16 protein-coding genes and 1 pseudogene are annotated in these 20,025 nt (G+C 68.7%); 7 read left to right on the forward strand and 10 right to left on the reverse strand.

Annotated elements, in window-relative coordinates:
• Window positions 1-116: 116 nt before the first annotated feature.
• Together BMW88_RS40895 and BMW88_RS12155 are read right to left on the reverse strand one after the other, a co-directional pair.
• Complete coding sequence (locus tag BMW88_RS40895) at window positions 117-1,814, reverse strand: hypothetical protein (RefSeq protein ID WP_143116044.1); 1,698 nt, start codon at window positions 1,812-1,814, stop codon at window positions 117-119.
• Window positions 1,815-2,037: 223 nt separating this feature from the next.
• A complete protein-coding gene (locus BMW88_RS12155) occupies window positions 2,038-2,592 on the reverse strand; it encodes a TetR/AcrR family transcriptional regulator (RefSeq protein WP_089950788.1) in 555 nt (184 codons plus the stop codon).
• Between the two features lie 109 nt (window positions 2,593-2,701).
• Between BMW88_RS12155 and BMW88_RS12160 the strand changes: the two genes are divergently transcribed.
• A complete protein-coding gene (locus BMW88_RS12160) occupies window positions 2,702-3,406 on the forward strand; it encodes an SDR family NAD(P)-dependent oxidoreductase (protein ID WP_089950789.1) in 705 nt (234 codons plus the stop codon).
• On the opposite strand, the gene BMW88_RS12165 is transcribed toward BMW88_RS12160, so the two are convergent.
• Window positions 3,403-4,134, reverse strand: a complete 732-nt coding sequence (locus BMW88_RS12165; RefSeq protein WP_089950790.1) for an AraC family transcriptional regulator — start codon at window positions 4,132-4,134, stop codon at window positions 3,403-3,405. The genes BMW88_RS12160 and BMW88_RS12165 overlap by 4 nt on opposite strands.
• A gap of 53 nt (window positions 4,135-4,187) precedes the next feature.
• Here BMW88_RS12165 and BMW88_RS12170 point away from each other — a divergent pair, with 53 nt between their 5' ends.
• Window positions 4,188-5,333 (forward strand): MFS transporter, encoded by a 1,146-nt coding sequence (locus BMW88_RS12170; RefSeq protein WP_342715053.1) that lies wholly within the window; start codon window positions 4,188-4,190, stop codon window positions 5,331-5,333.
• A 14-nt stretch (window positions 5,334-5,347) separates the two neighbouring features.
• Entirely contained in the window at window positions 5,348-6,208 is an 861-nt protein-coding gene (locus BMW88_RS12175) for an exodeoxyribonuclease III (RefSeq protein ID WP_425434648.1), read from the forward strand.
• Here BMW88_RS12175 and BMW88_RS12180 read toward each other — a convergent pair.
• A complete protein-coding gene (locus BMW88_RS12180) occupies window positions 6,186-7,109 on the reverse strand; it encodes an HNH endonuclease signature motif containing protein (protein WP_143116045.1) in 924 nt (307 codons plus the stop codon). The two genes, BMW88_RS12175 and BMW88_RS12180, sit on opposite strands and share 23 nt — an antisense overlap.
• Before the next feature lie 179 nt (window positions 7,110-7,288).
• Window positions 7,289-8,161 (reverse strand): tetratricopeptide repeat protein, encoded by an 873-nt coding sequence (locus BMW88_RS12185; protein ID WP_143116046.1) that lies wholly within the window; start codon window positions 8,159-8,161, stop codon window positions 7,289-7,291.
• 157 nt (window positions 8,162-8,318) lie between these two features.
• Here BMW88_RS12185 and BMW88_RS12190 point away from each other — a divergent pair, with 157 nt between their 5' ends.
• Window positions 8,319-8,678: a hypothetical protein gene (locus BMW88_RS12190; RefSeq protein ID WP_245777731.1), complete on the forward strand. Its 360-nt coding sequence runs from the start codon at window positions 8,319-8,321 to the stop codon at window positions 8,676-8,678.
• A 15-nt stretch (window positions 8,679-8,693) separates the two neighbouring features.
• On the opposite strand, the gene BMW88_RS12195 is transcribed toward BMW88_RS12190, so the two are convergent.
• Window positions 8,694-9,470, reverse strand: a complete 777-nt coding sequence (locus BMW88_RS12195) for an STAS domain-containing protein (protein WP_089950795.1) — start codon at window positions 9,468-9,470, stop codon at window positions 8,694-8,696.
• 235 nt (window positions 9,471-9,705) lie between these two features.
• Here BMW88_RS12195 and BMW88_RS12200 point away from each other — a divergent pair, with 235 nt between their 5' ends.
• A complete protein-coding gene (locus BMW88_RS12200; RefSeq protein WP_177221067.1) occupies window positions 9,706-11,913 on the forward strand; it encodes an ATP-binding protein in 2,208 nt (735 codons plus the stop codon).
• A gap of 216 nt (window positions 11,914-12,129) precedes the next feature.
• Window positions 12,130-13,146 (forward strand): annotated as a pseudogene (locus BMW88_RS12205) (NsdA family TPR-like regulatory protein); the annotation flags it as partial.
• A 115-nt stretch (window positions 13,147-13,261) separates the two neighbouring features.
• Here BMW88_RS12205 and BMW88_RS12210 read toward each other — a convergent pair.
• Window positions 13,262-13,699, reverse strand: a complete 438-nt coding sequence (locus BMW88_RS12210; protein WP_143116047.1) for a hypothetical protein — start codon at window positions 13,697-13,699, stop codon at window positions 13,262-13,264.
• Window positions 13,700-13,771: 72 nt separating this feature from the next.
• Here BMW88_RS12210 and BMW88_RS12215 point away from each other — a divergent pair, with 72 nt between their 5' ends.
• Window positions 13,772-16,696, forward strand: coding sequence for an AfsR/SARP family transcriptional regulator (locus BMW88_RS12215; RefSeq protein WP_089950799.1), 2,925 nt, complete (start codon window positions 13,772-13,774; stop codon window positions 16,694-16,696).
• A gap of 254 nt (window positions 16,697-16,950) precedes the next feature.
• Here the strand turns inward: BMW88_RS12215 and BMW88_RS12220 are convergent, their stop codons facing one another.
• From BMW88_RS12220 to BMW88_RS12230, 3 genes are read right to left on the reverse strand one after another with little or no spacing between them, the layout of a single operon-like run.
• On the reverse strand, window positions 16,951-17,142 hold the full coding sequence (locus BMW88_RS12220) for a ferredoxin (protein ID WP_089951080.1): 192 nt from the start codon (window positions 17,140-17,142) through the stop codon (window positions 16,951-16,953).
• The gene (locus tag BMW88_RS12225; protein WP_089950800.1) at window positions 17,139-18,347 is read right to left on the reverse strand and encodes a cytochrome P450; all 1,209 of its coding nucleotides are present in this window, start codon (window positions 18,345-18,347) and stop codon (window positions 17,139-17,141) included. The genes BMW88_RS12220 and BMW88_RS12225 overlap by 4 nt, the downstream gene beginning before the upstream one ends.
• Window positions 18,344-19,969, reverse strand: coding sequence for an ABC-F family ATP-binding cassette domain-containing protein (locus BMW88_RS12230; protein WP_425434652.1), 1,626 nt, complete (start codon window positions 19,967-19,969; stop codon window positions 18,344-18,346). The genes BMW88_RS12225 and BMW88_RS12230 overlap by 4 nt, the downstream gene beginning before the upstream one ends.
• Window positions 19,970-20,025: the final 56 nt, after the last annotated feature.

A 20,025-nucleotide genomic window follows, 5' to 3' on the forward strand; every position in this document is an offset into this window, starting at 1 on the left:
TCAATTCTTGGTCTGCAGGTTGTATGATTACCAATTAGATAATGATACTCTTGAATTAGTAGTACAACGTGGGGTTTAATGCGGATTTTGTCAGATAGTCTGGTAGGCCCTTTGGGCTATGGGGTCGCGGAGGTAGGGGATGCTGAAGGTGTAGTTTGAATCGTCACAGTTATTACTGGATCAGATTTCTTCTTGTCGGACTCAGCTTGCTTCAGGGTTACCCACGCGACATACAAACTTGCCACTGCTACCGCAAGCGCTACTAGTGTTATCGTCAACGTCGACCGCTGAAGCCTGGCGTTTGAAATAGATTGGCGAAGCTCGGCGGAGGCCGTAATTCCAGTTGTTGCGGCACGCGAGCTAGTTACGAGTTGATCTGCGCGATCTGAAATCGCGCTGAGAATACTACTAGATAGGTCCTGAGATGCCGCCCCAGGGCTTGGTGGATGATTTGGTCCCCGTGAGTCATCCGCTCTAATGAACCTCGTACTCGTGTATCTATGAACCGAGAGCGCGTCTGAGTGTGTTTTGACTTCTTCGGCAATCATCGATAGGTCGATGCCATCTCGCATGATGTAGTTATCTAGTTTGCGAGCTTGGGCAACAGGGCGAAATCTTTGTTTTCTGGCTGCAACAGTATCGCGGAGGTGTGACAGGTGTCTCATGTATACATCAAGTAGTTGCGACACACCCCAGATGGAAATTAGCTGTGCGAACTCCTCATGGAAGCCCTGAGATATCGTCCATTTGGATTCTCGTTCGTCGTCCGGTCCTGACGTCAGCTCTCCAAGGACGGCGCGGACTCCGGAGAATGTAAGGACGCTATTTTGATTGCGGAATCGGTCGACGTTCGCTGTCCATCCTTCCGGCGAAGTGCTCGCCCATAGGTCCCAGTGTGAATTGATTCCTGCTGCAGTTGTCCATGTTAGGCCGCCAGTGGAAATGGGTTTTTCCTTGCGGGTAACGATTAGACGGGCCTTTGGTCGACTTTCCAGGAGTTCCTCACTGAATCTTCCCGGAAACCTAGATTCAAACCATTCCGAGCAGGGTGCTTCATATCGTTCAAAGATGGCGTCAGTTTCCTCCTTTTTTAGCTGCCAGACCATTTTTGTGTTCCGGGTGGTGCTGAATCTTCTTGGTCGCGCCCAAGGAATCTTCGAGCGCAGCGATCCGAGCGCACCTTCGACGAATACATTGACTTTTCCGTATTCTGTCTGGTGAGTTTCTAGGAGTGGTTTAGTTAGGTTTCCCTCTTCTTCCTCCAGTATGAATGTGCAAACCAGGATTGTTAGTGATGGTGTGGCTGTAACAATTGTTGTTGTGGCTGCGCTGATGCCTTCTGGCAGTGTTGGATCTATGTACCCAGATGGGTGCACCCATTTTCCAGGGCGTCTGATTAGGTCGATGTTTACCCAGCCGCCAGCTAAGCCGAGATTGCGGCTTCGCTCCAAGTGCTCAATGGCCGGAGTCGGTGCCCCTCCCAAGCGATTCTGAAGTTTATTTAGCGATTCACTCAGTCGGTACACTGTTGTTGGTGTATACGCTTCGATTAGGGTGAAGCTGGCTAGATGTAGAGACTCGTCCGGCGGAGGCATGAACCGATTATTCATCTCCGCGTCAATTTCAGTCCTTCGTGCTGGTGTGGCGTAAGGGTCGCCGCTCTTCAATTGGTGGATCGAAGTTCGATGGCGCCACTTCTTTCGACTGGTTTTTTTGGGTCTGATATTGCGCGTTGGCTTTTCATTCCCTAGCGATGCTGGCGGGATGACGCTTTCTGGAACTGTTGCGTCTTTATTTGCTTGGTCGTCATGCACTTGCATATCTTTGCACGTGTCCGCGCGGTGTTCGACTGGTCCATTGTGGACAGTTGGATCTGTCCATGGAGGCGTCCATGGAACGTGGCTCGCGAACGCCGACGATGCGGCATTCGCTCGATGGTGAGCCCCCTATTGTCGCAGGTAGCAGGCCGTAAGGTGTGACCTTGGACACTCATAATCCGTCAGGTCGTGGGTTCGAGCCCCACCTGCCCCACCAGGCTCAGCTGCGCAGGCCTTCGACGTAGATCGACAGGAAGCGCCGCCACTCGTCGGGCGAGTCGCGGATCACCTGCGCCATCGCCCTGGTCAGCGTGGCCATGTCCGTGACGGAGTAGTCGGGGCGGAGCGTGCCGGCCGCGATGGCGCGCATGATCAGGGTCTCGACGTGGCCGGCGCCGCGGTGGCAGGCCGACACGACCTCGGGGGCGTTCGGGAGGTCGCGGGCCAGGACGTCGTTGAGGCCGCGGTCCGCGGCCTGCAGGGCGTAGAGGTCTTCGAGGTAGCCGACGAACGCGCGCCACGGGTCCGGGTCGGCCAAGGCCTTCTCGCCGATGACGTCCAGGGCCGCCAGGCGCTCGGGGAAGATCGCCGCGACCAGGTCCTCGCGGGTCGGGAAGTGCTTGTAGAGCGTGCCGATGCTGACTTCGGCGCGTCGGGCGATGTGTTCCATGGGCACGTCGAGGCCGCGTTCGCCGAACAGCGCCGCGGCTGCCGCCAGCAGCTTCTCGCGGTTGCGTGCCGCGTCCGCACGCAGGGGCCTCGACGCGATGACCATGTGCGGATCCTACGCACCAGCTAAGTCGAGGGTGCCCTCGAATTCTGTGGTAGCGTCGGCGGTGCAAGTCGAGGGTTGCCTCGAATTAGCGGCCGGAAGGAAGAAACCCATGTCTCCCACCGCACTCGTGCTCGGCGTTGGTCCCGGGTTGGGCATGTCCGTCGCGCATCGCTTCGGGCGTGAGGGCTACGACGTCGTGGTGGTGTCGCGACGCAGTGAGCGGCACGCCGAGTACCTGGAAGCTCTTGCCGGCGCGGGGGTGAATGCGCGGGCGTTCGCCGCCGACGTGCGGGACAGCGCGCAGTTGTCGTCCATTGTGGACTGCCTTGGGCCGGTGGACGCCGTGTACTACGGGCCGGGCGGCACCGACCTGGACGACATGCCCGGTGAGATCACGACGACCACCTCGGACGAGGCGCGCGCCGCGATGAACTGGCTCTACCCGGCGATCGACGTCACGCGGCGCCTGGTGCCGGGCATGGTCGAACGCGGGGGCGGCGGCCTGCTGTTCGCCGGTGGTCTCAGCGCGGTGCGGCCGATGCCGGTGCTGGGTGCGCTTGCCCTGTCGAGTGCCGCCTTGCGCAACTACGCCGTGACGCTCAACGCGGCGCTCGCGGACAAGGGCGTGTACGCCGGCACGCTCACGATCGGGGGCGTCGTCGAGCGCGGCGACATCCACAAGATGGTGGCGAGCAGGCCGGAGCAGTTCGGGGACCTCACCGGGCACACCCTCGACCCCGACGAGATCGCCGAGACCGCGTGGCAGATGTTCGTCGAGCGGGACCGGGCGGAGGAGGTGTTCTCCGCGCTTTAGAGGTATGAGCCGGGGGTGTCGCCGAGAGAGCGCCGGAAGACGTCGATGAACGCGCTCGCGGTGGCGAATCCGCACCGCAGGGCGACGGCGGTGACCGGGTGGCCTTCGGCGAGCAGGCGCAGTGCGTGGTAGAGCCGTAGCTGGGTGCGCCATTGGGGGAACGTCATTCCCATGTCCTCGCGGAACAACCGGGTGAGGGTGCGGCCGCTCGTGCCCGCGGCACGGCCGAGTGCTTCGAGACCGCGTGAATCCGAGGGGTCGGTCTCGAGCAACGCGCAGACGGCCGCGAGCCTGGGGTCACGGGCGGTCGGCACGCGCACCGGTTGTTCGGAAGAGGTCGCGAGCTGGTCGAGCAGCACCGCGCGCAACCGTTTCCCCGCAGGGGTTTCCGCGTCTTCCAGCTCGGTGTAGGCGATCAGCAGTTCGCGTAGCAGCGGGGAGACGACGAGAGCCGTCGGCTCGTCGAGTCTCAACGGATTCTGGGCCAGACCGAGGAAGTGCAGCCGTGTCACGCCGTATGCGCGGTGTGCGTGCACAGTGCCTGCGGGAATCCACAGCGCGCGGTGGGCGGGGGCGATCCACCTCGTGCTGTCGGTGTGCACGGCCACGACACCACGGCTGGCGTAGACGATCTGGTGCTCGTCGTGCCAGTGCGCGGCCACACCACTGGCGGCCGCCAGGTCGCGGCTCGTGGTCGGCGCCGTCGGCAGATGGCGCGAATTCGACATATGTCGGCAGAATATCGGAATCGGGAACATGCGACCGGCGTGACGATCAGTGCGTGAACAACTCGCGATGGCGGATGACGGTCCTGGTCGCCGGGCACGCGGTGGACGACCTCTACCAGGGAGCCGTCCCCGCCGTGGTGCCGTTCCTGGTCGCCGAACGCTCCTACAGCTACCTCGCGGCGGCCGGCATCACGGTCGCCGCGACCCTGCTGTCCTCGGTCGTGCAGCCGCTGTTCGGCGTGCTGACCGACCGACGTCCGATGCCGTGGCTGGTGCCCGTCGGCATGATCGTCGCCGGTGCCGGCATCGGGTTGTGCGGGCTGAGCTCCTCGTACCTCTTCACGTGGCTCGCGGTCGCGTTGTCGGGTCTCGGGGTCGCCGCGTACCACCCGGAGGCGGCGCGGCTCGCCCGCCGGGTCTCCCGCGGCGGACACGTCGGCATGGGCTGGTTCGCGCTGGGCGGCAACGTGGGATTCGCGCTGGGGCCGGTGTTCGTCACGCCGGTGCTGGCGTTCGGCGGGCTCGCGGCGAGCCCGGTGCTGGCCGTTCCCGCACTGGTGGGTGGCGTGCTGACCTGGGTGGCACAGCGCGGTGCGCGCGGGAACGGCGGCCAGCCCGAGATCCGTGCCGGCCGTGACGACTGGCGCCAGTTCGGCCGCCTGACCGTCGTGGTGATCGCGCGCTCGATGGTGACGTTCGGCCTCGGCACGTTCCTCGCCATCTGGGTGGCGCAGCGCGTCGGCGGCCTCATCGCGGGATCGGTCGCGCTGGTCGTGCTGTTCGGCGTCGGCGCCGCGGGCACGTTGCTCGGCGGTGTGCTCGCCGAACGCTGGGGTCGCATCCGCGTGGTTCGCGTGTCGTACGCGCTCGGGGTGCCCGCGGTGGCCGGTGTCGCGCTGGCACCGGGGCCGGCGGTGTACGTGTTCGTCGCTCTCACGGCGGTGACCTTGTACGTCCCCTTCTCCCTGCACACGACGCTCGGCCAGGACTACCTGCCGAACCGGCTGGGCACCGCCGGCGGGGTGACTCTCGGCCTCGCGGTCAGCGTCGGCGGTCTGGCCGCTCCCGCTGTCGGCGCGCTCGCGTCGGCGGCCACGCTGCAATGGGCGCTGCTGTCGCTGGTGGTGTTGCCGCTGGTCGCCTGGGTCGCGGCCCGCGGCCTGGCCGAGCCCGTTCGATGCGGGCTCGAGCCGCGGTGACTACCGTGGAGCAGGTGCGAGTGGCGACCTGGAACGTGAACTCCGTCAAGCAACGCGTGCCCCGCTTCCTGCCGTGGCTGGACCAGCGGCAGCCGGACGTCGTGTGCCTGCAGGAGACCAAGCTGGCCGACGACGCCTTCACCGCGCTGCTCGGCGACGCGCTGAAGGAACGCGGCTACGAGGTCGCGCTGTTCGGCGAGCCGCAGTGGAACGGCGTGGCGCTGCTGTCCCGCGTGGGGCTGGAGGACGTCGCGGTCGGAGTGGCCGGCGCACCGGGTTTCCCGCACGTCGAGGCACGCGCCGTGGCCGCCACGTGCGGCGGAGTGCGCGTCCACTCGCTGTACGTGCCAAACGGCCGTGAGCCCGAGTCCGACCACTACAAGTACAAGCTCGAATGGCTCGCCGCGTTGCGTGACGTGCTGGAGGCCGGGCCCAAGGACGCCGTGGTGTGCGGTGACATCAACATCGCTCCTGCCGACGCCGACGTCTTCGACCCCGACGCTTTCGCCGGGCACACGCACGTCACCGAACCGGAGCGCGCCGCGTTGCGAGCCATCGAGGCGTTGGGGTTCCACGACGTCGTGCGCGACCGGTGGCCCAACGAACGGATTTTCAGCTACTGGGACTACCGGGCCGGGATGTTCCACCGCGACCTGGGGATGCGGATCGACCTGATCCTCGCGTCGGACTCCGTGGCGCCGCGGGCCAAGGCGGCGTGGATCGACCGGCATGCGCGCAAGGGCACCGGTCCCAGCGATCACGCGCCGGTGATCGTGGATCTGGACGAGGCTCCGGACGGGGACATCGGGCCCGTGGTGCCGCCGCCGTCTGCGCCGGGGGCGAAGAAGAAGGTCAAGCTCCCCCAGGCGAAGTAGACCGCATCTGCTTCCAGTGCTTGCGCAGCCACTCGCGTTGCGCTGTGGTCAGTCTGGGCCGCAAGGGCTTGCCGTGCAGGCTCGCGTAGTCCTCGTAGGGTGAGAGGACCGGGTGCACGTCGATGTGGAACGTGTCGGGGCGCACCGCGAGGAAGCCCAGGTCGAAGAGCCTGTGGACGTCGCGGCGCATCAGCAGGCCGCCCTCGTCGTGGTGAGTGCCGGTGGCGGCGTAGCTGTAGAGGTGCGCCGCCTCCAACGCGTCGACGGGCATGCGGCCGGTGAACGCGCATTCGTCGCCGTACCTCGCCAGGAGCGCGCTGCGGAACGGGCCCTGCCCGCGTCGCACCCGCACGAAGGCCTCGCGGTGGCCGCTTCGCACGTACTTCGCCGCTGCCTCCAGCGGTGCCAGCGAGGTGGGCGTCGGCGCCTCACCGATCGCGGCGCGGAAGCGGTCGTAGTCGAGCGGGCGCAGGCTCAGCTGCGATTTCGGGCTCACGCACAGCTCCCGGAGTCGGGCGCCGTCCAACCGGCCCGCCAGGTCGATCCAGCCCGCGTCGTGCCGGGTGCGGTAGGTGTCGACATCGGCGGTGCGCGTCTTGGGCTCGTCGAACTCGTGGCCGCAGTTGTAGCACTTGATGCGCGGTAGGAGCGTGGTGCGGAACTCGATCCGCGCCTTGTCGCACCGAGGACAGCTGTGGATGTCCTTCGGCGCGCGGCCGCGGTCGATCTTCTCGATCACCGACGCGCCGAGCAGATGCTTCTTGTCCCACAGGACTATGACGTGGCCTTCGGCCGGCTTGGCGTGGTTCGGGACCGTGCTGTCCCAGCTGTAGTGCGACGACGGGTCGTCGTCGTAGCCGTCGTTGCTCGCGCGCGCACGGTCGTCGCCTGCCGCCAACATCAGCCATGCGGTCGTGTCCCCCATGGTGGACAGATCGCAACATCACCCGATCGTGTTAGCGGGCGGTGGCAGGGCCATGGTGAAGGCCACGTCTCCTTCCGGCGAGAACCCGTCAGAGCCGGGTCCGCCGGATGTTCGGGTTCTGCGAAGATCACCCCAAGAAGATCACCCCAGCAAGATCACCGCAGCGCGACGCCGTGCGCCGCCGCGGCCTGTTCGAGCGGTCGCATCCGGTCCCACACCCGTTCGGACCGCAGCTCCTCCGCCACGCCGACGGCCCGCATGCCGACGGTGCGGCCCTGGTCGAGGTCGCCGTCCAGGAAGTGGCACGAGGCCAGCGCGATCAGGCAGAACGTCCAGCTCCTGGCCATCGCGGGGCCGAAGCCGGCGAGCGCGGACGACAGCGCCGGGATCGCCTGCCGGGTGTCGCCGAGCTCGGTGTGGATGACGCCGATCATCGCCGTCAGGTCGGTCTCGTCGTGGAACCGCGCCCAGTCCGGCACGGGGGAGACGTCCGCGCGGGCGAACGAGTCCTGTGCCTTGCCCAATGCGCGCAACGCTTCCTCGGAACGATTTTGGCGCGCGTACGCCCACGCTTCATTCGTGAACATGATGCTCGACGCCAACGGTGCGAAAGCGCCTCTCTGGAAATACGCCAGCGCGTCACCCGGCGCGCCTTGGTGCAGGTGCACCCGGCCACGCCGGTAGATGATGTTGGCCGTCAGGTCCTCGTCGCCGCGCGCGAAGTCGAGCGCGCGATCGAAGTGGTGGTACGCCGCTCCGGCCTGCCCGCTGTCGAACGACGTCCACCCGGCCAGGTTGTGCAGATCGGCGACGGCGGACATCAGGCGCGCACGCACGTTGTCCGAGGCCTCGGCCGCCAGGAGCTGCTGCGCCCAGTAGATCCGCACGACGACGGCGTCGCGGCACGCCCCTCCGCCGTGCCGGTAGTCCACCGAACGCAGGGAACGCGTCTGCGACTCCAGCTGTTCCACATCGCTCATCCCGATGCGGGTGGAGTGCGGGGGAGGAAAATACGCAGGATTCGCCATGTAGTACACCTCTGCGCCGGTCGGAACACGAGCCTAGAATGCCGAGCGGGAAGTGAGAAGAGGCTTCCACCGCGAATGGAATTCGCCGGAATTCGCCGGTTGAACAGGTATTAATGCGGGTATGCTGGTCCGCCTCCGGGAGAGCAGAATCGGCGTCATGAGGCGACGCGCGCACCTGCGGCTGGTGACCTCCTCCGAGCCAGGAGGCACGTTCCTGGCGGCGGTCCTCGACGGCGAGGACCTGGCCGAGGAACTCGGTCTCGACCCCCACGCCCGAGTCACGTGCGGGCTGCATCGCCGCTGGTTGCACCAGTGCGTCGGCTCACCGGACCACGTCATCCCCGTCACCGGGCACCGCTGGTGCCGTCCGTGCCGCCGCCCCCTCGACGTGGTCGTCGACGGGACGACAGCCCGGCTGTTCTGCCCCCGGTGCGGAACGGGAACGCCGGACACCGCGGCCAACCGGCAGGTCGTCAGGGCGTGCCGCACCAGCATCGCGGCGAGCAGCGCCCGGTAGAACGACCCGGAAGCGCTAAGCCCGGTGGGTGAAGACGGCGGCCTCCCGGAGAGAGCCCGGGGGCCGCTGGCTGTCCTCCGGCACGTCGAGCACCGCCCAGATGATGTGCCGGCCGCCACCGGCCGGCGTCTCACCCATGCTGAAGTTGCAGACGGCGATGGACGCGACGTCGTGCCTCATGTTGTGCCACTGCTTGAGGTCGAGGCGTGCGGTCGTGCGCACGGCAACGGACAGCTTGTCGCCACGCATGCGCAGCAGCAACGTGAGCGGGCCGTCGTCCTCGATGTGCGAGACCAGCTCGACGGCCACCTGCGGTGCCACGTCGAGCATCGACTGGACGCCCCACCGCTCGCAGGCGCGTTCGGTGATCCGCTCGGCCACGTGCGGCAGGCAGCGGCACGTCGGCAGCGTCGCGTCCACCCGGTCCTCGTGCCGCAGCCGCGTCACGGCGGCCACCGCGGTCGAGGTCGTCGCGTGCAACGGGATGTGCCGGGGGAGGCCGCGGGACTCGAGCGTCGAGCGCAGCCGGTGGTCACCCACGACGAGGCTCAGGGAGATGCCGGGCCAGCGCGCCGCGGACAGCCACACCACGTCGAACACCACGAGCAGCGCGGGTGACTCCGCGACGAGGTCGTCGAGCTCCACCACGACGCCGACGAGCTCCTTGGTGGCGCAGTCGAGCAACACGTCCTGCACCCGCATGTACGTCGACCAGTCGAGCCGCCCGCTGAACCGGACCACGAGCACACCGTTCTGCTCGCGGATGTCGACCTCGAGGCCGTCGCCGGTCATGATCCGTGTCCCTCCCACAAGCGTTTGCGCAACCTCCAAGGCTGGCAACGCCGCGGTGGGTGTCCTAGGGGGTAACTACCCGTTTCGCCGTTGGTGCCTCCGGGGGACCGCATTGCAGCGGGAGATCCGGCCGACCTAGGGTTCCGCTGTGGGCGGTTCGCGTTCCCCAGGTCGCGCAGGCAATTTACCTGCTGACACAACTACTTTCGTCGGCCGCAGGAACGACGTCGCCGAGGTGAGGAGGCTGCTGTCCGAGTCCAGGCTCGTCACCCTGACGGGTGTCGGTGGCGTCGGCAAGACGCGGCTCGCGCTGCGGGCGGCCACCGAGATGCAGCGGGCGTTCCGCGACGGGGTGTGGTTCGTCGAACTGGGTGGTGTCACCGACCCCGAGCTGGTCGTGCACACGGTCCTGGAGCAGCTCGGCATCCACGACGACACGGTCCGCCGGCACCGCACCGTCCTGGTGGAACAGCTCCGCGACCGGCAGTTGCTGATCGTCCTCGACAACGGTGAGCACGTCGTCGACGCCACCGCCGAGCTGGTGGACGCGTTGCTGCGCGGGGCTCCCGGCCTGCGCGTGCTGGTGACCAGCAGGGAACGCCTCGGCGTCGACGGCGAGCACCTGTGGCAGGTTGCGCCGCTGCCGCGCGATCCCGCCCTCGCGCTGTTCGCCGACCGGGCCGCCGCCGTCGAGCCGGGCTTCGTCCTCGACGAGGGCAACCTCGACGAGGTCAGCCGGATCTGCGCACTGCTCGATGGAATCCCGCTGGCCATCGAGCTGGCCGCGGTGAGGTTGCGCGTGCTGACGCTCGAACACCTGCTGTCCCGATTGGACGACACGTTCCGCGTCCTGGGCGACGGCAAGCGCGGCGGCGACCCGCGGCACCAGACGCTGCAGGCCGCGGTGGACTGGAGCTTCCACCTGTGCACGCGGTCCGAGCAGGTCCTGTGGGCGCGGGCGGCGGTCTTCTCCGGCACGTTCGACCTGCCGGCGGCGGAGCAGGTCTGCGCGGGTGGGAGCGTCGCGCCCGACGAGGTCATGCACGCGCTCAGCGGCCTGGTGGACAAGTCGGTCGTGGTGTCCGAGCGGCACCCGTCCGGCACCCGCTTCCGGCTGCTGGAGCCCCTGCGGCAGTACGGTCTGGAGAAGCTGCGCGCCGCCGGCCATGAGCGGGTGGTGCGGGAACGGCACCGCGACCACTTCATCGAGTGGGCGCGGCGGCGCGAGCAGGAGTGGTTCGGGCCGTGCCAGCCGCGGATCTTCGACCTCACCCGCCTGGAGCAGGCGAACCTGCGGTCGGCACTGGACTTCTGCCTCGACGACGACGGTGAGCAGTGCCTGGGCCTGGCGAGCACGCTGTGGTTCTACTGGGCGGGCTGCGGCATGCTCGGCGAGGGCCGTCACTGGCTCGACCGCGCGCTGCGCACACCGGTGCGGGGGCTGCCGCGGGCGAAAGGCCTGTGGATCAACGGGTACGTCGCCACGTTGCAGGGCGACATCCCCGCCGCGGTGCGCATGCTGCGGGAATGCCACGACTACGCCGTCGAGTCGGGGGACGGGCAGGCGCTCGCCTACTCGACGCACCGCCTGGCCTGCACGCACCTGATCGGTGACGACCTGGACGTGGCCGACCGGCTGTTCGAGGAGGCGATCTCCCTCTACCGCAGGCACGGCGTCGTCAACAGCCATTCCATGCTCGCCGGCATCGAGCGGGCGATCTCGGCGACGTTCCAGCGCGACTTCGGCACGGCGGAACGGCTCTGCCTCGAGGCCAAGGCGGTCGGCGAGGAGCACGGCGAGCTCTGGGCGCAGGCGTACGCGATCTACGTGCTGGCGCTGTGCGCGTGGGTCAGCGGTGACTTCGAACGCGCCGACCGGCTCGGCCGGGAGTGCCTGCGGATCAAGCGGACGTTCCACGACCTGCTCGGGATCGTGCTCGCGATCGAGGTGCTCGCCTGGATCGCGGCCTCGCGGGACAACGCCGAGCGCGCGGCGACGCTGCTGGGCGCCACCAGCGAGATCTGGCAGTCGGTCGGCTACCCCATGTTCGGCTCGCGCCACTTCGGCGCCCCGCACGGCGAGTGCGAGTCCGCGGCCATCTCCGCGCTGGGCGAGCAGGAGTTCCGCGCGGTCTTCCGCAAGGGCATGGACCTGGAGCTGGAGGACGCGATCTCGTTCGCGATCGGCGAGGAGCTCGCCGAGCGGCCGCGGCCGGCGGCGGCTCCCACCCCGCTGACCCGGCGCGAGCAGCAGGTGGCCGAGCTGATCGCCGGTGGCTTGTCGAACAAGGAGATCGCGGCCAGGCTGGTGATCGCCCGCCGGACCGCGGAGGGGCACGTCGAGCGGATCCTGCAGAAGCTCGGGTTCAGCTCACGCGCGCAGATCGCCACCTGGGTCACCGAACGCCGGAACCAGCCGCATGAGCCCGGAAGGGTGACTTGATCGGCCGTTCCGGTGAGCCGCCGTCACGAGAAATCGAGCCGATCGCACTTCACCGACACCTCGATGGCCTCTTTCCGATCACCGTGGTCGTCCAGAATCGTAAGCGCGACCGCCACGGCGTAGTGGCGGTCGCGCACGTACCCCTCCGGAGAGTCCAAAGACCCTTCCGGACCAGCCCGGGCAACGGGATGGTGGCAACGGCGCGGCGAGTATCAGCGGTGTGTAACGGGTATTCGTACAACGGGTGACCGGCGCACGTCAGGAGGGACAGCGATGTTCAACGGCGACGCATTTCCAGCTCGCGTGGACAAAACCGACGTGCGGCACGTGGAAACGCTGACCGGCGCACTTCGCGCATTGGACTACGAATACGGTGGCGGGGCGTGCCGGGACGCCTGCGTGGCATTGCTCAACTGGGCGACGCCGCTGCTGGACGCCGGTTCTTCCGGACGGGTGCTGCACCGGCTCCAGGTGGCCATCGCCGACCTGCACAACCTGGCCGGATGGGCGTCGTTCGACATGGGTCTCCTGCAGTCGGCGCACCTGCACTTCGGGCGGGCGATGGCACTCGCGCGGGAGTCCGGCAACAGCGCGCTGGAGGCCAACATCCACTATCGGATGGGTCGCGTGCACCTGCACTACGAACTGCCCGAGGATGCTTTGTCGTGTTTTCGCCACGGTTTGCCCCTCGCGCAGTCGAGCGGCTCGACCCTGGCCGTGTCGATCTTGCACGCCAACGAGGCGTGGGCGTTCGCGAAGATGGGTGCGGAAAAGCAGGCGCTGCGCCAGTTCGCCCGTGCGCAGGAGGAGTTCGACCGCGCGGAGACGGAAGACGCACCGCCGTGGGCGCGGTTCTTCGATCTGGCGGACCTGATCTCGATCGGCGGCATGGTGCACACCGAGCTCGCGCGCACGTGCGATGTGAAGTACGCGCGAACCGCAATTCCGTTGCTCACCAGAGCCATTTCCTCGGCGGGAGGGGACGCGTCGCGCAGCCAGTCGTTCCGGCTCGCCGCGCTGGCGGTGAACTACCTGGTGCAGAACGAGCCCGAACAGGCGCGCGAGATCGGGGAGCAGGCGATCGAGGTGTCCGGCCCGATCCGCTCGATCCGCACGCGGGACCGCATGCGGCCGTTGAAGCAGGAGACCGACCGGCTGCGGGGCAACGAGGCCGCGGACGAGCTGTCGGCGAGCCTGAGGACGTTCATGTCGGCGTCACGCGGAGCCGCCTGAGGCGGCGGACGGCATCGCCGGGATCCGAGGAGAGGTTTGGGCTTCGGATCCCGGCGACACCATGAACGGAGCGGCATCGAGCTGGGGGCCCTGGATGCCGCTCCGGCTCGGTGCGTCAGCAGCGGATGTCGGTGCGCGCCCGGTAGGTCATGGCGCCGGAGTTCCACTCGGCGTAGGCGGAGGTGCAGGTGCTCAGCGTGTCGGTGCCGCCGGACCACAGCTCCTGCTGCCGGTAGCCGCCGTTGCGCAGGCCCGCGTGGCCGTACGGCTCGCGGGCGCTGGTGCTGGCCCACTTCTCGATGACGACCAGTTCCGGGGTGTACGGGGCGCCCGCGCTGTGCGTGGAGTCCCAGGTGTAGATGTAGGCCCAGTTCTTGCCGCAGCCCTTGAACTGCTTGACCGACGCCCACCGCTGGCCGTTGTCGCCGATGTAGGCGGTGCTGCCGATCTGGGTGACGGGCCCGCAGCCGGGAGCGCTCTCGGCGACCGCGTTGGTGGCGGTGACCAGACCGAGAAGCACCGCACCCGCGGCGATCAGTGCTGACCTCTTCATGGGTGTGAGCATCACGACCGCCGCTGACATTTCGCTGACACTCAGGGTTACCGGCTGGTTAGGATCGGTGACATGCAACGGCGGTGGGGGTTCAGGGTTCTCGGATCGTTGCAGGTCATCGACTCCGGCGAGGTGGTGGAGCTCCGCTCGGCCAAGCAGCGGGTCCTGCTGGCCGCGTTGTTGATGAAGGCCAACGCGCCGGTCTCGTCCTACGAGCTGATGGAACACCTTTGGGGCGAAGAGCCTTCCGGATCAGCGCGCGCGACTCTGCAGACGTACATCATGCGGTTGAGACAATCGCTGGACGACCTCGCCGACCGCAAGCTCGTGCGCACGTGGCCGACCGGCTACTCGATCCACGTCGAGGACGACCAGCTCGACCTGCTGACGTTCCAGCGGTTGCGCGCGGAGGCCCGGCGCGCGCCCGACCTCGAGACCGAGGCCCGGCTGCTCGGTGAGGCCGCGGCGTTGTGGCGCGGCCCGGCGCTGGACCAGGTCTCGTCGCTGCGGATGGAGCAGACCGACGTGCAGCGCCTCAACGAGCAGCGCTGGGAGGTGCTCGAGCGCCGCAACGACGCCGAGCTGCAGCTCGGCCGGCACGACCAGATCGTCGACGAGCTGCGGTCGCTGGTCGCGGAACACCCGTTGCGAGAACGCTTCTGGTACCAGCTGATGCTCGCCCTGCACCGCTCCGGACAGCAGGCCCAGGCGCTCGACGTGTACCGCCGCGCCGGCGAGGTGCTCGCCGACGAGCTCGGCATCGACCCGAACGCGGAGCTGCGCGCGCTGCACATGGAGGTCCTCGCCGGGTCGTGCGCGCCGGTCACCGTCCAATCCGGACCTTCCTGGCTGCCGCCCGCGGTGGGCGACTTCTCCGGTCGCGCCGAGGAGGTCGCACGGCTCACGGCCGGGTTGCGCTCCGGCGGGACGTGGACGATCACCGGGCCCGGTGGTGTCGGCAAGACCTCGCTGGCCGTTCAGTGCGCGCACGCCGTGCGCGACGCCTTCCCCGACGGCCAGCTCTACCTGAACCTGCGCGGCGGCGAGCAGAAGCCCGTCGAGCCCGCCACCGCCCTCGACCGGCTGTTGCGCGGGCTGGGTGTGTCGGGGGGCGCGATCCCGTCGACCGTGGAGGACCGGGTCGACCTGTACCGGGACCTGTTGTCGGACCGGCGGATCCTCGTCGTGCTGGACAACGCGACCAACGAGGCCCAGGTCCGCCCGCTGCTGCCGGGGACGACCTCGGGCGCGGCGCTGGTGACCTCACGCGCGGCGCTCGCGGGCCTGGAGGCGGCGCACGTCGTGCCGCTGGACGTGCTGCCGTCCGCCGATGCGCTGGCACTGCTGCGCGCGGCGGTCGGGGAGACCCGGTGCGCCGCGGAACCCGGTGCGGCGCAGGAGATCGTGACGTACTGCGGCAAGCTCCCGCTGGCGTTGCGGGTCGCGGCGGCCCGGCTGGTCGCGCGGCCGCACTGGCAGCTCGCGAAGCTCGCGGGCCGGTTGTCCGACGAACGCCGCCGCTTCGACGAGCTGTCGCTGGGCGACCTCGACGTGCGCGCCTGCCTCGCGCTGTCCTACGACGGGCTGGACGAGTCGCACCGCACCGCGTTCCGGTTGCTGTCGCTGCTCGACACGCCGGACTTCCCGGCGTGGGTGGCCTCACCGCTGCTGGGCCTCGGCCTCGACGACGCGGAGGACCACGTCGAGGCGCTGGTCGACGCGCGCCTGGTCGACTACGCGGGACGCGACGCGGTGGGACAGGTGCGCTACCGGTTGCACGACCTGCTGCGCGCGTTCGGCCGCGAGGCGGCGACCGAGGACCCCGCCGTGGCGCTCAAGGCGTTGTTCGAGCAGTGGCTCGACCTCGTGACGCGGGCCGACGTGGAGCTGCCGCACCAGGCGATCCGGCTGGAACCCGTGGCGCTGGAGCGGTTCGACCTCGGCGACCCGGCCGAGTGGTTCGACGCGGAATGGGTGAACCTGCACGCCGTCATCACCCAGGCCGCCGCGCTGGGCCTGGGCGCGCTGGCCGCGGAGCTCGCGATCCGCTCGGCGGCGTTCTGCGACCTGCGGGCGCGGTTCGACGACTGGGAGCAGCTCAACGACCTCGGCCTGTCGTGCGCGCCGCCCGAGCGCAGGCCGGTGCTGTTCCAGCAGCGCGCGATCCTGCGCGCCCGGCTGCACGACTACGCCGCGGCGTCGGAGAACTTCCAGGCGGCGCAAGAGGGTTTCGCCGCGGCCGGGGACGTGTGGGGCGAGGCCTACGGCTGGTACGGCATGGGCTGGATGCACGAGTGGGGCGGCCGTTCCGCGCAGGCCCGCGAGGCACATCGCGAGGCCATGACCCGGTTCGTCGCGTCCGGCAACCCGCACGGCGAGATCGAGGTGCTCTGCTCGCTGGGGGCCATCGAACGGCGTGCGGGCGGCCTGGCGGCGGCGCAGGACTACCTGGAGCGGGCGCGGCGGCTCGCCGGGCAGCTCGGGGACGAGCAGAGCGAGCTGATGGCGACGCTGGAACTGGGGCGGCTGCACCAGTTCACCGGCGACCTGCGCAGCTCGGCGGAGTTCCTGCGGTCCTCGCTCGCCGCCGCGCAGAAGCTCGGGGACCCGGACATGGCGGCGAACATCCGGCTGTTCCTCGCGGACACGCTGATCCGGTCAGGGCAGGTGCCGCTGGCGGAGGAGCAGCTGCGGCAGGCCTGGGAGTTCTTCGAGCAGCACGACGACCGGCAGGGCCGCATCTGGGTGTGGCGCCTGAGGTCGGGCCTCGCGGAGGAACCGCAGGAGGCCCTGCGCCTCGCCTCGCTCGCGCTGGACCAGGCGCGGGAGATGGGCTCGCCGCCGGAGTTCGGCCGGTCGCTGCGGGTGTTCGGCAACGCCCTGGACCGCGCCGGGCGCACGGAGGAGGCCCGTGAGCACTGGCGGCAGGCGGAGGAGACGCTGACCGCGGCCGGGTTCCAGGCGGAGGTCGACGAGTCGCGCCTGGCGAGGTCCTGACTCGGCCGCACGTGGCAGGCGTCGGCCTGGTGCTCACCGGGAGGCGTGCGGGTTCGGACAGCCGTCGGTGCCGGGTGAGCGTTGACCGCGGCCGGGTTTCCGGCGGAGGTCGACGAGTCGCGGTTGGCGAGGTCCTGACTCGGCCGCACGTGGCAGGCACCGGCCCGGCGCTCACCGGGAAGCGCAAGGGTCCGGACAGCCGTCAGCGCCGGGCGACGGGGCACGGGTGCCGCCCGGCACCGACGGCTGCGGGATCAACTGACGGTGATCGCGCCCGCCGGGCACAGGCTCGCCGCTTCCTTCGCGGTGGCCTCGTGCCCGGGGCCGGGGTGCTCCACCAGGAGCACCACCGTGCCGTCTTCTTCGTTCTGGTCGAAGAGGTCCGGGTCGGTCAGGACGCACATCCCCGAGCCGCAGCACCGCGACTGGTCGACGGAAATCTTCATGCCGACCACGCTACTGGCAACGAGTGGACCCCGTAGATCCCCATGTCGGTGCGCAGCGGCACCTCCTCGGGGTCGACGTCGAGCCGCAGGTCCGGGAACTCCTGGAACAGCCGGGAGAACCCGATCCGCATCTCGATGCGGGCGAGCTGCTGGCCCAGGCACTGGTGGATGCCGTGGCCGAACGCGACGTGGCCCGACGCGGGCCTGCGCAGGTCGAGCTCGTCGGGGTTGCCGGGGAACTTCTCCGGGTCGCGGTTCGCGGCCGGCACGTGCATGAGCACCGTGTCACCGGCCTTGATCAGGTGCCCGTCGATCTCGACGTCCTCGGTGGCGGTGCGCACCGGTCCGAAGTGGATGATCGACAGGTACCGCATGAGCTCCTCGACGGCGTTGTCGATGACCTCCGGCTCGTCCTTCAGGACCTTGAGCTGGTCGGGGTGCTGCAGGAGCGTGAACGTGCCGAGGCCCAGCATGTTCGCCGTGGTCTCGTGCCCGGCGAGCAGGAGCAGCATCGCCATGTTCGACGCTTCCTCGTCCGTCGGCTCCCCGGTGGCGATGAGGTCGCTGATCATGTCGTCGCCTGGGTTCTCCTTCTTGCGGGCGATCAGCTCCCGCATGAACGCCTGGACGCGCTGGATGGCCGCCATGGCCTCGTCGAACGTGGAGTCCAGGCTCAGCATCTTCGCCGTGTCCTCCTGGAAGCGGTGCCGCTCGTCGTAGTCGACGCCGAGGATCGCGCAGATCACCAGTGAGGGCACCGGCATCGCGAACTCTTTGACCAGGTCCGCTCGGCCGCCGAGCGACCGCAGGTGCGCGAGCTGGTCGTCGACGATCGTGCCGATCCACTCGGCGAGCTGGTTCATCCGGCGGACCGTGAACTGGCCCTGCAGCATCCTGCGCAGCCGGGTGTGGTCCGGCGGGTCCTGGCTGAGGAACATGCCGGGCTCGACCTTGCGGCGCTCCGGGGGCACCTCGCCCTGGAACCGGGCGTCGGACTGGTGGTGCCTGGCGGGGTCGTTGGTGAACTTGGGGCTCGCCAGGACCTCGCGCACCTGGTGGTGCCCGGTGGCGAGCCAGCCGAGGTGACCGTCGGCGAACCTCAGTCTGCTCATGCGGGCCTTGTCGCGGATCTCGGTGACCTCGGCGGGTGGGTCGAACGGGTGCTGGCGCGTGATCGGCAGCTCGTCGGAGATCAGTTCGGTCATCTCGCACACCTCCCAGTGCTCGGCAGAAGACCTTCTTCTGAAGCTACAGAACTTTCATGACTTCGTGAAGCTGATTTCAGGGTTACCGACCGCCACGAAGCGAAATCCGTCCGCATCTGCCGGTCGTGGGTCGCGACGGCCACCGCTGCCCGCGTCCCGCGCAGCGCTTCGGTGAGCTCGTCGACCAGCGCGATGGACAGGTGGTTGGTCGGTTCGTCCAGCAGCAGCACGTGCGGGCCGCGGCTCAGCAGGATGGCCAGCTCCAGCCTCCTGCGCTGACCGGTGGACAGGCGGCCGACCGGGCGGGTGAGGGCCTGCCCGCCGAGCAGGCCGAGCTCCTCCACCCGCGGGCACAGCCGCACCGCGGTGGCGTCCTCGTCCTCGAACGCGGACTCCTGGGCCAGCAGGCCGACCTGGCCCGCGTGGGAGACCGTTCCGGTGGCCGGCGGCAGCCGGCCGGCCAGGACGTTCAGCAGCGTCGACTTGCCGGCGCCGTTCGGCCCAGTGATCAGCAGCCGTTCGCCGGCGCCGAGCGAGATCGGCTCGGTGAGCGCGAGCCTCCCGGGAACCGTGAGCGCGGTGGCGTGCAGCAGTTCGCCGCTCGCCGCCAGCTCCGGCGGGGTGAAGCGCAACGGCGGCGGGGGAGCGGCGACGCGCTGGTCGTCGAGCTCGTCCAGCCTGCGCGCGACGGTCCGGACCCTGTTCGCCACGCGCGTGCTGCGCTTGTGCTTGGCCGCGCCCTTGGGAGGACGCCAGCCGTCCTGCAGGCGAGCCCTGGCCCGCTCGACCTTCCCGGCCAGCTCGTCGTGCGCGGCCTCCTCCTGGGCGAACCGCTGCTCCCAACGCCGGCGCTCGGCGAGCTTGGCTTCCCGGAACGCCCGGTAGCCGCCGCCGTGCAGGTGCACCTCGCCGTCCGGGGACGGGTCGAGGTCGAGCAGCTGCGTGCAGACGTCGTCGAGCAGTGCCCGGTCGTGGCTCACGAGCACCACGACGCCGTGGTGCTGCCGGAGGCGTTCGGTCAGGAACGCCAGCGCTCCCGCGTCGAGGTGGTTGGTCGGCTCGTCGAGCAGCAGGAGGTCCGCGCGCTCGGCGAGCAGGCAGGCGAGCCTGACCCGGTAGCGCTGGCCCGCGCTGAGCTGCCCGAGCGGGGTGTCCTCGGCGTGATCGGCGTCGAGTGCCGCGAGGGCGATCCTGGCGCGGCGTTCGGCGTCCCACGCCTCGATCTCCTCGGCGTGGGCCAGTGCTCGCGCGTAGCGCTGCTCGTCGAACGGCTCCGCCGCACTGTCCAGTTCGGACAGTGCGCGACGGCTTCCGCGCAGCGCTTCGGACAGCAGATCCCCCACCGTTTCGCTGTCGTGGAACGACATTTCCTGGCGTACCAGGCTCAACGAGCCGTGCCGGGTGATGGTTCCCCCGTCCGGCGCGAGGTCACCGGCGAGCAGGCGCAGGAGCGTGGTCTTGCCGCGGCCGTTCTCGCCGATGACGCCGAGGCGCTGCCCCGCGGAGACGGTGAGGGTGATGCCGTCGACGACGGGGCCGGTCTCATAGCCCTTGGTGAGGTCTTGGGTCGACAAATGGACATGCGAACGCACGGGAATCCTCTTCTGGGTACGCGAAATCAGGACGTGTTGCGCGGTGGCACACGTCCTTGATCAGAGGTAGAAGACCCCGTACCCGA

Source organism: Lentzea xinjiangensis (assembly GCF_900110955.1).
Lineage (GTDB): Bacteria > Actinomycetota > Actinomycetes > Mycobacteriales > Pseudonocardiaceae > Lentzea > Lentzea xinjiangensis.